This window comes from Streptomyces sp. NPDC089915, assembly GCF_040684675.1.
In the GTDB taxonomy this organism is placed as follows: domain Bacteria; phylum Actinomycetota; class Actinomycetes; order Streptomycetales; family Streptomycetaceae; genus Streptomyces.
The window spans coordinates 86744-99023 of sequence record NZ_JBFBGN010000009.1; the positions used below are offsets into that span (position 1 = coordinate 86744).

Below are 12280 nucleotides of genomic sequence, written 5' to 3' on the forward strand. Positions count from 1 at the left end.
CGACGGCGCGGGCGGCGGGTCTGACGGCGGCGGGGCAGCGGGGCCGGAGCGGTGCGGGCGGCCGGACCGTCAGCGCACCTGGCCCAGCCACTGCAGGGTCCGGCGGACCTCCACCGGGAGGGGGTGCGCCGGGCCGTGCACCCGGTCCGCGTCGTACAGGAGGCGGACCAGGGTGTCGTGGGCGGCCGCGCGGTCGCCGAGGGAGAGCAGCAGGTGCGCTATCCGGCGGCGGACCTCCAGCGGCAGGCCCGGGTCCGGGTTGGCGTAGTGGTTCTCGAACAGCGGCAGCAGCGACCGGTACTCGGCGAGGGCCGCGGCCGGTTCGCCGAGGTTCTCCAGGCACTGGGCGGCGTCGTAGCGGAAGCGCAGCGCCTGCGGGTCACCGGCCGGGAACTCGTCGGCGAGGCGGCGCAGTTCGGGCAGGGCGCGGCGGTACTGGCCGTCGTCCATCAGGGTGGCGGCGTACTGCTTGCGCAGGCTGCGCACCACCGGTGAGCGCTCCCCGTGCTCGGCGGCGGCCGCCGGCAGGATCCCGCCGAGGATGTCCACGGCCTGGGTGAGCCGCCCCTCGTCCAGCAGCTTGCGGGCCTCGTCCACCGCCCCGGGGATGTCCGGGCGGGCCGGGGCGGGTGCCGTGGCCGGCATCGGCGGTACGACGGCGGCCGGCCGGTCCGGCCAGGGGGCCTGGGGGCGCAGGAAGGGCCGGGTCGGGTCGAGCGGGCCGGCGACGGGGCGGCTGCCGGGGGCCGGGAGCAGCGGCGCGAGGGCCTCGTAGACCTCCTGCGCGGAGCCGGGCCGGTCCTGCGGGTCCTTGGCGAGGAGGCGCATCAGCACCGCCTCCAGCTCCTGCGGGATCTCCGGCCGCCGGGCGCGCACGGGGGCGGGCGGCTCGTACAGGTGCCGGTGCAGGACGCCGAGGGCGGTGGTGCCGGCGAAGGGCACGGTGCCGCTGAGGAGTTCGTACAGCAGCACGCCGAGCGCGTACAGGTCGGTGTACGGGCCGACCGCGCCGCCCATGGCCTGTTCGGGCGCCATGTAGGCGGGGCTGCCGATGGGGGAGCCGGTGCTGGTGAGGCGGGTGGTGTCGGTGTCCATCACGGAGGCGACGCCGAGGTCCAGGACGAGGACGGTCCCGTCCGGGCGGACCATCACGTTGCGGGGCTTGAGGTCCCGGTGGACGATCGGCACGGCGTGCACGGCGGACAGCACCGCGCACAGCTGCGCCACCACCGCGACCGCCCAGGGCCAGGGGTAGGGGTCGTGCTCGGCGAGGTGGTCGGCGAGGTCGGAGCCCTCGACGTAGCCCATGACCAGGTACAGCTCGTCGCCGTCGCTGCCGGCGTCGTGCACCGTGACCAGGCCGGGGTGGTCGACCTGCGCGGTGACCCGGCACTCGCGCACGAAGCGGCGGCGCAGTTCCTCGGCGACGGTGCCGGGGCCGGCCACCTTGTCGGGGCGCAGCAGTTTGACGGCGACGCGGCGGTCCAGGCGCCGGTCGTAGGCCGTCCACACCTGGCCCATGCCGCCCTGGCCGAGGATGGTGGCGAGCTGGTAGCGCTCGCCGATGAGCCGTTCGCCCTGGGTCACTGCTGCGGGTCCTGGATCGCCGTGCTGTTCGGGTCCTGGTAGGGGCCGCCGGGCCGCGGGGGCCCGGGCGGGGTGTGCGGTGGCTGCTTGCGCAGGAGTTCGCTCAGCTCGTCGAGTTCGGCGCGGACCTGTCCGATGCGCGGGGGCTGGACGGGGGCCGGGTTCTGCTGCGGCGGGACGGGCGGGTAGCCGTAGGAGGGGCGGGTCTGCTGCGGGGGCTGCGGCTGGTGCATCGGCTGGGGCTGGTGCTGCGCCTGGGGCTGGGCGTACGGGGACTGCTGCGCCGGGTACCAGGGCGCGGCGCCCACCGCCGGGGCGGCGGCGGACTTCGCCTCGTGGTGCTTGATGTCGGCGACGATGTAGTACACGCAGACGGCGAAGCCGGTGAAGATCGAGCCACCGGCGCCGAGGTTGCCCTGCCAGCCGTTGGTCTCGGCCGTGGGGTCCATCTCGATGAAGACGATCCAGACGACGGAGAGCACCCCGCCGAGGACCAGCAGCACCCAGTCGCGGCTCCTGCGGGTGAGCAGCGCGATCCGCAGCAGCGAACCCCAGGCGAAGAAGCCGCAGGTGAGGAGGGGCAGCGCGGTGAACAGCACGCGCAGCGTCATCGCCGCCCCGGACAGGGGCCGGTGGCCGTGGGGGCCTTGCTGCGGCGGGATGCCGGGGCCGTGCATCGCTGCTCCTGACGGGCCGTGCGGAAAGGGTGACGGCTGGAAGCGTATACAGCGTTTCCGGCCGTCCGTGAGGGTATGCGCGCAACCGTTGCAGGGTCGCAGCACGGACGGGCCGGGGGCGGGCCGGCGTCAGCCGGGGGTGACGGTGCCGTCCGACAGTCCGTCGTACAGGCCCTGTACGAGCTGCTCCCCCAGGCGTCCCGCCAGCCTCAGCGCGTCCTCGAACTCCGCGAGCTCGCGGAACCGGGCCCCGTAGCGCCGCTGTTCGGCGAGGGGCAGCCTCGGGAGGCGGAGTTTGCGCACGTCGAGGCGGGTGGCGGTGGAGGCGTGGCTGCTGGCGCGGCGGGTGTTGGCGGTGCCGCGCAGGAATCCGGCGAGGAACCAGGGGTCGAGGGCGGCCGGGTCGGGGCGCAGCAGCTGGAGGTTGCGGCCGAGGAGGGCCCCGGCGCCGGTGGCGGGGTCCTCGGTGACGACGCGGGCGGCGGCGAGGGCGCCGACGACGGGGACGACCACGTCGCCGGGTTCGGCGACGAGGCCCTCGCCGGTGTCGGACGTGGTGGCGGCGGTGCCGGAGGGGACGGTGCCGGCGTAGACGTCGTACTCGGTGAGGACGGGCAGCTCGGGGTCGCCGCCGCCGGAGCCGGCGCGCAGCAGCAGGGCTCCGGCGCGGGCGAGTTCGCCGATGGTGGTCTGCGGCGGCGGGGCGGCGGCCGGCCCGGCGGGGGTGGCGGGGGGCGGGGTGAGGCGGGCCGCGCGGCTGAGGGTGGTGTCGAGGCGGGTGCGTACGGCGGCGAGTTCGGCCAGGCCGCCGCCGGCGGCGGGCGGGGGGAGGTGGCGGGCGGGGGTGAGGTCGACGTCGTCGTCGAGCAGGTCGACGACGGGGACGACGCGGCTGACGCCGGGGAGGTCGGGGTTGACGCCGGTGCGGTCGTACGCGTTCCAGGTGGCGAGCACGGCCTCGTGGACGCCGGGCCAGGGGGCGCGGGCCTGGGAGGGCCCGTCGGGGTCGAGGCCGGCGGTGTCGACGAGCAGCAGTCCGGCCGGGGCGGGGACGCCGGGGGCGGGGCGGCGCAGCAGCCACAGTTGGAGGGGGATGCCGTACGGGGGTGCGGCGCCGGCGGGCAGGGAGACGACGGCGCGCAGGGCGCCCCGGCGCAGCAGGTCGGCACGGATGCGGCGGCCGGAGCGGCGGGAGGAGGCGGCGGGCGGCATGAGGAGCACGGCGGTGCCGCCCTCGCGCAGCCGGGCGAGGGCGTGCTGGACCCAGGCGAGTTCGGATTCGGTGCGGGCCGGAAAGCCGTACTCCCAGCGCGGGTCGTAGGCCAGTTCGTCGTGGCCCCAGTTGCGCTCGTTGAACGGGGGGTGGCACAGGACGGCGTCGGCGGCGGTGCCGGCATGGGCGTCGGCCCGCAGGCTGTCGGCGGCTGCCGCGCGGACGCGGGCGGGGCCGTGGAGGGCGAGGCGCAGGGCGGTGAGCGCGGCCAGTTCGGGGTGGGCGTCCTGGGCGTGGAGGGCGGTGGCGCCGGGGACGGCGCGCAGCAGGGCTCCGGTGCCGCAGGCGGGGTCGAGGACGGTGCGGGCGGCCGGTCCGGCGAGGGCGGCCATCAGCTCGGCGACGCCGTCCGGGGTGAGGGTGTACTGGCGGGGGTTGGCCTCGAGGTGGCGGGCGAGGAGGAACTCGAAGGCCTGGCGGGCGCCGTGGCCGGCGGCGAGTTCGGCGACGGACCTCAGCAGGGCCACGGGTACGGGGCCGGGCGGCGGGATCACCGGGTGTCCCGGTCCCAGCCGGGCCGCGAGGGCCTCCTCCCGTACGGGGGGCAGGAGGGCGGCCATCCGTTCGTCCGGTCCGGCGGCGAGCTCCAGCCAGCGGGCGGGCCGGTCGCGTACGAGGAGCAGGGCGGCTCCGGCTTCGAGGAGCGCGGCGACGGGCCCACCGGGGTGGGAGGCGATCTGCCGGCGGACGCGTTCGGGGAGGGGGACCTCGGCGAGCTTGCCCTGGGCCCGGAGCCAGGCCTCGACCTCGGCGAGGGCGAAGGAGGGGCTGGTCTCGGTGCCGCCGACGGGCTTGGGGAAGTCGGGGTGGCGGCGGCGCCAGTTGCTCACGGCGGCGCGGCCGACTCCGGCCAGGCGGGCGATCTCGGCGGCGGTGACCTCGGCGGTGTTCTCCTCCAGCATGCCGGGAGCATACCCGTACACACGCGCGCCACCACTTCACAGCGTGAACCGGTCCGACGGGCGAAACAGTGTTGACTCGGTTCACACGCTCTGCTGTGATGATCCTGTGAACAGGCGGCGCCTGCCGCGCAGTTGACCCATGACGCACCACCCGGCACACGACAGGAGCACACCCATGTCCCAGTCCCACGCCCCGCAGACGCGCTGGATCGCCCGCCACCGGCTGCTCACGGGCAGCGGTGCCCTCCTCGCCCTGGTCGCGCTCACGGCGTGCACCGGAGGCGAGGCGGGCGGCGGCGCGAACTCCCCCAAGCCGCAGAAGTCGGCGGCCGCCGGCGCGCCCGCGCCCGCCTCGCCCTCGCAGGGCGGTAAGACGGCGGCGATCCGCGGGAACGGCACCGTCCAGGTGGGTTCGGACGTCAAGCCCGGCACCTACCGCAGCACCGGCAACAAGAGCGGCTGCTACTGGGAGCGGGCCAAGGACGCCTCGGGCGACACCGACTCGATCACCGCCAACGACAACGTGGAGGGCACCGCCTACGTGACCCTCACCGCCTCCGACAAGGTCTTCAAGTCCACCGGCTGCAAGGACTGGGAGGCCGTCGACCCCAAGGCCTCCGGCGGCTCCCCGAAGGCGGAGGCCCCCGGCAACGGCGGCATGTTCAAGGTGGGCACCGACATCGCCCCCGGCACCTACAAGTCCGCCGGCCCCGCCAAGGGCGGCTTCGGCTGCTACTGGGAGCGCGCCAAGGACGCCGAGCACCAGAGCGAGTCCATCGAGGCCAACGACAACCCGACGGGCCCGGCGGTCGTGACCGTCTCCGCCGACGACGCCTACTTCAAGACCACGGGCTGCGCGGACTGGAAGAAGTCGTAACGACACCCCCTCCCCCTCCCCCGCGCTTCCACCGCCCCTCCTGGCCCCTGCGGCTACCCTCTGACCTCTTGATCGATCCCAGGGGGGAACCGTCATGCGCACCCGCATGCCCAGAACCACGACCACGGCCGCGCTCACCTGCGCGGCCCTGCTGACCGCCGCGGCCACCGCCTGCGGCCCCGACTCCACCGACGCGGCGCCGAAGCCCTCGTCCTCCGCCCCGGCGCACGACCCGCTCGCGGGCCGGGACCCGGCCGCCGTCCTGCGCGCCGCGTACGAGGAGACGGGGCGGGCGGCCTCCAAGACCGCGGTCATCTCGCGCCGGATCGGCGCACGCGAGATCACGGCGAAACTGACCTTCGAGGGCGACGGCGGCAGCTGCTACGGGGAGGTCAAGGTCAACCGCCACGGCACGGGGGAGATCCTCGTGGACGACTCCAAGGTCTCGCTGCGGGGTGACTACGACTTCCTCCAGGACCAGTTCAGGGACCTGCCCGCCAAGTCCCCGGACACGGAGGACGGCTGGATCGACCTGAGGCCGGGCGACCCCTCGGTCGCCCACCTCCTGGCCCTGTGCAAGGACGGCGCCCCCGCCAGCGCCTTCCCGCCGGACCTCACCGGCCTCCGCCGGGGCCAGGACACCTACCTGAACGCCAGGCCGGTCCTCGTGCTCCTGTCGAAGGCCCCCGACGGCACGGAGATCACCGACCACGTCTACCTGGACGGCACGCCGTACCTCCTCGCCCACTGGGAGAACGGCCAGACCCCGAGGAGCGTCGAGTACAAGAACGTCCAGCAGGCCGGCTGACGGCTTCGCCCGGGCGGTTCAGGAACGGGCGGTTCAGGAACGGGCGGCCCGCCGGACGTGGACGTGGCCCGGGTCGGGGTGGTGGGGCGGGGAGGCCGGGAGGGTGGTGTGGAGGGGGTAGCCGGACTTCTCGGCCACCCGGCAGGAGGCCTCGTTGCCCCTCTGGTGCAGGAGGTCCAGGCGTTCCAGGCCCGCGTCGGCGAAGGTGTCGAACGCCCAGGCCGTGAGGGCCTCCAGGGCCCGGGGGGCCACTCCGCGGCCGCGGGCGTGGGCGGTGGTCCAGTAGCCGACCTCGGCCGACGGGGCGTCCGGCCGGGGCCGCTTGAGGACCGCGTTGCCGACCAGCCGCCGGGACGCGGGGGCCTCCTCCTCCAGTACCGCGAAGGCGAAGCGCACGCCCGAGGCCCAGCCCCGCCGCTGCTCCTCCAGCCACCGCAGGCCCTCGTCCGCGTCGTCGGCGCGCTGGTGGATCCACCGCCGCATGGCGGGGTCCCGGCACGCCTCCACCAGCGCCGGCACGTCCTCCTCCCGCCAGGGCCGCAGGAGCAGCGCGGGGAGGCCCGCCGGGGACGGGACGCGGAGGGTGAGGCCGGGAACGGTCATCCGGCGATGTTAGGCACCGCCGAGGGCCCCGCCCGCGCCGGGTGCGCGGGCGGGGCCTTGGGCGGCGTCGGGCCGGTCAGGGGTTACGAGCCGAGGACCGTGGTCAGGAACTCGCCCGTCCAGGCCAGGAGTTCCCGGCCGACCAGCGGCTTGCCGCCGACGCGGGCCGTCTTCGGGCGCGGGACCAGGACCTGGGAGGTGGCCGGCTTGAGGACCGTCCCCGGGTAGAGGCGCTTGAGGCGCAGCTCCTGCGATTCGCGCAGTTCCACCGGGCCGAAGCGGATGTTGGGGCCCTGGAGGGTGATGTCCCCGACCCCGCAGGCCCGGGCCAGCATCCGCAGGCCCGCCACCAGCAGCAGGTTCTCCACCGGCTCCGGCAGCTTGCCGTAGCGGTCGGTGAGTTCCTCGCGGACCGCCTTGATGTCGGCCTCCGAGGTCGCCGAGGCGATCGCCCGGTAGGCCTGCAGGCGCAGCCGCTCGCCGGGCGCGTAGTCGTGCGGGACGTGCGCGTCGACCGGCAGCTCGATCTTCACCTCCAGCGGCGGCTCCTCCTCCGCCCCGCCCTCGACCGCGGCCCGGTAGTCCGCGACCGCCTCGCCGACCATCCGGATGTACAGGTCGAAGCCGACGCCCGCGATGTGGCCGGACTGCTCGCCGCCGAGCAGGTTGCCCGCGCCGCGGATCTCCAGGTCCTTCATGGCCACGTACATGCCGGCGCCCATCTCGGTGTGCTGGGCGATGGTGGCCAGCCGCTCGTGCGCGGTCTCCGTGAGCGGCTTCTCCGGCGGGTAGAGGAAGTACGCGTACCCGCGTTCGCGGCCGCGGCCGACGCGGCCGCGCAGCTGGTGCAGCTGGGAGAGGCCGAAGTTGTCGCCGCGCTCCACGATCAGGGTGTTGGCGTTGGAGATGTCGATGCCCGACTCGACGATCGTCGTGGAGACGAGGACGTCGAACTTCTTCTCCCAGAAGTCCACGACCACCTGTTCCAGGGCCTGTTCGGACATCTGCCCGTGGGCGGTGGCGATCCGCGCCTCCGGGACGATCTCGCGCAGCTTCGCGGCCGCCCGGTCGATGGACTCGACCCGGTTGTGGATGTAGAAGCACTGGCCCTCGCGCAGCAGCTCGCGCCGGATGGCCGCGCCGATCTGCTTCTCCTCGTACGGGCCGACGAAGGTGAGCACCGGGTGGCGCTCCTCCGGCGGGGTGGTGATCGTCGACATCTCGCGGATGCCGGTCACCGCCATCTCCAGGGTGCGCGGGATCGGCGTCGCCGACATGGTCAGGACGTCGACGTTGGCGCGGAGCTTCTTCAGCTGCTCCTTGTGCTCGACGCCGAACCGCTGCTCCTCGTCGACGATGACCAGGCCCAGGTCCTTGAACTTCGTCTCCTGCGAGAAGAGGCGGTGGGTGCCGATGACCACGTCGACCGAGCCCTCCTTGAGGCCCTCCAGGGTGGCCTTGGACTCGGTGTCGGACTGGAAGCGCGACAGCGCCTTCACGTTGACGGGGAACTGGCCGTAGCGCTCGGAGAAGGTGCCGAAGTGCTGCTGGACGAGGAGGGTCGTCGGGACGAGGACCGCGACCTGCTTGCCGTCCTGGACCGCCTTGAACGCGGCCCGCACCGCGATCTCGGTCTTGCCGTAGCCGACGTCGCCGCAGATCAGACGGTCCATGGGGACCGACTTCTCCATGTCCTCCTTGACCTCGGCGATGGTGGTGAGCTGGTCGGGGGTCTCCGCGTACGGGAAGGCGTCCTCCAGCTCGCGCTGCCAGGGGGTGTCGGGGCCGAAGGTGTGGCCGGGGGCCGCCATGCGCGCGCTGTACAGCTTGATCAGGTCGGCGGCGATCTCCTTGACGGCCTTCTTGGCCTTCGCCTTGGTCTTCGTCCAGTCGGCGCCGCCGAGCCGGTGCAGGGTCGGGGCCTCGCCGCCGACGTACTTGGTGACCTGCTCCAGCTGGTCGGTGGGGATGTACAGCCGGTCGCCGGGCTGGCCGCGCTTGGCGGGCGCGTACTCGACGAGGAGGTACTCGCGGGTGGCGCCCTGCACGGTGCGCTGCACCATCTCGATGTAGCGGCCCACGCCGTGCTGCTCGTGCACGATGTAGTCGCCGACCTCCAGGGTGAGGGGGTCGATGGACTTGCGGCGCCGGGTGGGCATCCGGCCGAGGTCCTTGGTGGCGGTGCGCTGGCCGGTCAGGTCGGTCTCGGTGAGGACGGCCAGCTTCAGCGCCGGGTCGACGAAGCCGGTGTCGAGGGAGCCGCAGGAGACGTGGACGATCGAGGGCTCCAGGGCGCCCAGGTCGGCCTCCAGGCGGGCGGCGATGCCCTCGCCGCCGAGCACCTCGACGGTCCGGGCGGCCGGGCCGTGGCCCTCGGTGAGGTAGACGGTGTGCCAGCCGTCGGCGATCCAGCCCTTGGTGTCGGCGAGCGCGCGGGCGGTGTCGCCCCGGTAGGCCTCGGGGGCGTGCATGCCGAGCTTGAGTACGTCGCCGCCCGCCAGGTCGGAGTCGTCGGCGGCGAACGGGGACACCGACCACCACATCATGCCCAGCTCACGGGCGTGGTCGCGGACGTCCGCGATACCGCGCAGCGAGGCCGCGCCGACGTCGATGGGGGCCTGGCCGCCGCCGGCGGTGGCCGCCCAGGAGGCCATCAGGAACTCCTGGCTGGTCGCCACCAGGTCGGCGGCCCGGGTGCGGACCCGCTCGGGGTCGCAGACCACGGCCATGGAACCCGCCGGCATGACGTCGAGGAGCAGCTCCATGTCGTCGACGAGGACCGGTGCGAGGGACTCCATGCCCTCGACCGCGATCCCCTCGGCGATCTTGTGCAGCAGTTCGCCGAGCTCGGGGTGGGCCTCGGCGAGGGCGGCGGCACGCTCGCGCACCTCGTCGGTCAGCAGCAGCTCACGGCAGGGCGGGGCCCACAGGCCGTGCTCGGCGACCTCCAGGGAGCGCTGGTCGGCGACCTTGAAGTAGCGGATCTCCTCGACGTCGTCGCCCCAGAACTCCACGCGCAGCGGGTGCTCCTCGGTGGGCGGGAACACGTCGAGGATGCCGCCGCGCACGGCGAACTCGCCGCGCTTCTCCACCAGCTCGACGCGCGCGTACGCGGCCGCCGCCAGGGCCTCGGTGACGGCGCCCAGGTCGGCCGTCTGCCCCTGGCGCAGGCTCACCGGCACCAGGTCGCCGAGCCCCTTGACCTGCGGCTGGAGCACGGAGCGGACGGGGGCCACGACCACCGAGACGGGTCCGGCGGCCGGGTCGTCCGCGCTGGGGTGCGCGAGCCGGCGCAGCACGGCGATGCGGCGGCCGACGGTGTCGCTGCGCGGGCTGAGGCGCTCGTGCGGCAGGGTCTCCCAGGACGGGTAGTCCACCACCGTGTCCTGGCGGCCCGGCGGCATCATCGAGCGCAGCGCGGCGGCGAGGTCCTCCGCCTCCCGGCCGGTGGCGGTCACCGCGAGGACGGTCCGCCCGGTGCGGCGGGCCAGCGCGGCGATCGCGAAGGGGCGGGCGGCGGGCGGGCCGACGAGGTCCACGTGCATGCGGTTGCCGTCCACGGCCGCGGTGACCGCCTCGGCCAGGGCGGGGTCCCGGGTGACGGCGTCGAGCAGTCCGGTCAGGCTCATGAAGGCGGCTTTCCATCCGGTGGAGGGGCGGGCGGGGCAACGCGAAGCACCCGACACGTGAACGGGCCGGGGGTTCCCACCCTATGCCGCGGGTGTGTCACCCGCGCGCGGGATTCGGGCCGCGTACGGGCCGCGGCGGGCCGGGTACGGGTGCGCCGCGGGTCCGGCGGCGGCTGGGGGCGGCCCGGGGGCGGCCCGGGCGGCGGCCTGGGGGTGGAAGCAGCGCTTCCGGACCGGGATGACAATCTGTCCGGATGTCCCCCTCCGGAAGCCCGCCCGACGGCACGGCCGCGCCCCGCACGGCGCCGGCCGGACCCGCCGCGCCCGCGCCCGTGCCCGCACCCGCGTCCCCGGCGGAGCCCGCCGCACCCACCGTGCCCACCGTTCCCGCCGCACCCACCGTGCCCGCCGCCGCCGAGGCGCGCGCGGGCCGGCGGGCCCGGGCCGCCGCGTGGGCCCGGCCCCGGGCCCCGTACGCGCTGACCGCCGTGCTGTTCGCCGTGTACGCCGCCGTCTCGGTGACCCGTCACCTGCGGATGGAGGACGCCTCCTACGACCTGGGGATCTTCGAGCAGGCCGTCCGCGCCTACGCCCACCTGCGGGTACCCGTCGTGGACCTGAAGGGCCCGGGCTACAACGTCCTCGGCGACCACTTCAGCCCCGTCATCGCCCTGATCGCCCCGCTCTACCGGATCTTCCCGGGCCCGGTCACCCTCCTGGTGGTGCAGGCGGCGCTGTTCGCGCTGTCGGCCCTGCCCGTCACCCGGGCCTCGGTGCGGCTCCTCGGCCAGGCGCGGGGGCTCGCGCTCGGGGCGGCGTACGGGCTGTCCTGGGGGATCCAGCGGGCCGTCGAGTTCGACTTCCACGAGATCTGCTTCGCCGTACCGCTGATCGCCTTCGCCCTGGAGGCCCTGCTGGCGCGCCGCTGGCGGGCGGCGCTGGCCTGGGGGCTGCCGCTGCTCCTGGTCAAGGAGGACCAGGGGCTCACGCTGGCGGCGCTGGCGCTCGTCGTCGCCTGGCGGGCCCGGCGCACCGACCGGCGGGCGGCGCGGCTGGCCCTCGGCGTGGCCGTGGCCGGGGCGGCGGTGGCCGCACTCGTGTTCACGGTGGTGATCCCCGCCTTCGCCACCGACGGCTACACCTACTGGCAGAAGGCCGGCGGCCCCGGCGACGCCCTGCACGGCCTCGGCACCAAGCTCACCACCCTGGCCTGGGTGCTCGTCCCCACCAGCGGACTGCTGGCCCTGCGCTCCCCGCTGCTGTGGGTGGCCCTGCCGACGCTGGGCTGGCGGTTCACCGCCGCCGACCCGAACTACTGGTCCACGGACTTCCACTACAGCGCCGTCCTGATGCCGGTCGCCGCGCTCGCGCTGGCCGACTCCCTCGACACCGTCCGGCGCGGCCCCCGGCCGTGGCTGCGCTCGTACGCCCACCAGCTGCCCGGCGCCGTGCTCGCCGCCGCGCTCGCGCTGAGCGCGACCGTCCTGCCGGTGGCCCGGCTCGGGGAGCGGTCCGCGTACGAGGTGCCCGCGCGGGTCACCGCCGTGGAGCGGCTGCTGGCGCGGATCCCGGACGGGGTGTCGGTGGAGGCCGACTACCCGGCGCTGACCCGGCTGACCTCGCGCTGCCGGGTGTTCTGGATCGGCGGCGCGGGGCGGGAGCGCCCGGCCTACCTGGTCTTCGACAACGCCTCCGGCTGGGCCGGGGACCCCCTCCGGTACGCGGGGCGGCTGCATCCGGGGTCGCGGTTCGCCGTGGTGGGCGAGGCGTACGGGACGGTCCTGCTGGAGCGGCGGCTGTAGCGGGCACCCCCGGCCCGTCCCGCACCCGGGTACGGCACCCCCGGGCCGGGCCCACTGCGCACCCGCCGCGCCCCCGCCACGACGCGACGCGACGCCGCCGGCCCCGGGCCGTCCTTCCGGAC

The 12280-nt window shown here is 75.2% G+C and carries 8 protein-coding genes; 3 read left to right on the forward strand and 5 right to left on the reverse strand.

The annotated features are described in order from the left end of the window. Positions 1-69: 69 nt before the first annotated feature. The 3 genes from AB0O29_RS05070 to AB0O29_RS05080 form a co-directional block, all read right to left on the reverse strand. Entirely contained in the window at positions 70-1587 is a 1518-nt protein-coding gene (locus tag AB0O29_RS05070; protein WP_365146248.1) for a serine/threonine-protein kinase, read from the reverse strand. Continuing rightward, positions 1584-2264, reverse strand: coding sequence for a hypothetical protein (locus tag AB0O29_RS05075; RefSeq protein WP_365146251.1), 681 nt, complete (start codon positions 2262-2264; stop codon positions 1584-1586). Before AB0O29_RS05075 ends, AB0O29_RS05070 begins: the two co-directional genes overlap by 4 nt. A 129-nt stretch (positions 2265-2393) precedes the next feature. Then, positions 2394-4439, reverse strand: a complete 2046-nt coding sequence (locus tag AB0O29_RS05080) for an N-6 DNA methylase (protein ID WP_365146254.1) — start codon at positions 4437-4439, stop codon at positions 2394-2396. A 175-nt stretch (positions 4440-4614) separates the two neighbouring features. Between AB0O29_RS05080 and AB0O29_RS05085 the strand changes: the two genes are divergently transcribed. Together AB0O29_RS05085 and AB0O29_RS05090 are read left to right on the forward strand one after the other, a co-directional pair. After that, complete coding sequence (locus AB0O29_RS05085; protein ID WP_365146257.1) at positions 4615-5316, forward strand: hypothetical protein; 702 nt, start codon at positions 4615-4617, stop codon at positions 5314-5316. A 106-nt stretch (positions 5317-5422) separates the two neighbouring features. Further along, positions 5423-6124: a hypothetical protein gene (locus AB0O29_RS05090; protein WP_365146260.1), complete on the forward strand. Its 702-nt coding sequence runs from the start codon at positions 5423-5425 to the stop codon at positions 6122-6124. A gap of 33 nt (positions 6125-6157) precedes the next feature. Here the strand turns inward: AB0O29_RS05090 and AB0O29_RS05095 are convergent, their stop codons facing one another. Together AB0O29_RS05095 and mfd are read right to left on the reverse strand one after the other, a co-directional pair. Continuing rightward, positions 6158-6727: a GNAT family N-acetyltransferase gene (locus tag AB0O29_RS05095; protein ID WP_365146262.1), complete on the reverse strand. Its 570-nt coding sequence runs from the start codon at positions 6725-6727 to the stop codon at positions 6158-6160. A gap of 83 nt (positions 6728-6810) precedes the next feature. Next, entirely contained in the window at positions 6811-10356 is a 3546-nt protein-coding gene (gene mfd, locus AB0O29_RS05100) for a transcription-repair coupling factor (protein ID WP_365146265.1), read from the reverse strand. 254 nt (positions 10357-10610) lie between these two features. Between mfd and AB0O29_RS05105 the strand changes: the two genes are divergently transcribed. Continuing rightward, positions 10611-12158: a DUF2079 domain-containing protein gene (locus AB0O29_RS05105; protein WP_365146268.1), complete on the forward strand. Its 1548-nt coding sequence runs from the start codon at positions 10611-10613 to the stop codon at positions 12156-12158. Positions 12159-12280: the final 122 nt, after the last annotated feature.

Bases quoted from the DNA above. Each gene is read 5' to 3' on its own strand.
- AB0O29_RS05090 (WP_365146260.1), top strand. From the start codon at position 5,423: ATGCCCAGAACCACGACCACGGCCGCGCTCACCTGCGCGGCCCTGCTG.
- AB0O29_RS05095 (WP_365146262.1), bottom strand. From the start codon at position 6,727: ATGACCGTTCCCGGCCTCACCCTCCGCGTCCCGTCCCCGGCGGGCCTC.
- mfd (WP_365146265.1), bottom strand. From the start codon at position 10,356: ATGAGCCTGACCGGACTGCTCGACGCCGTCACCCGGGACCCCGCCCTG.
- AB0O29_RS05075 (WP_365146251.1), bottom strand. From the start codon at position 2,264: ATGCACGGCCCCGGCATCCCGCCGCAGCAAGGCCCCCACGGCCACCGG.
- AB0O29_RS05085 (WP_365146257.1), top strand. From the start codon at position 4,615: ATGTCCCAGTCCCACGCCCCGCAGACGCGCTGGATCGCCCGCCACCGG.
- AB0O29_RS05105 (WP_365146268.1), top strand. From the start codon at position 10,611: ATGTCCCCCTCCGGAAGCCCGCCCGACGGCACGGCCGCGCCCCGCACG.
- AB0O29_RS05080 (WP_365146254.1), bottom strand. From the start codon at position 4,439: ATGCTGGAGGAGAACACCGCCGAGGTCACCGCCGCCGAGATCGCCCGC.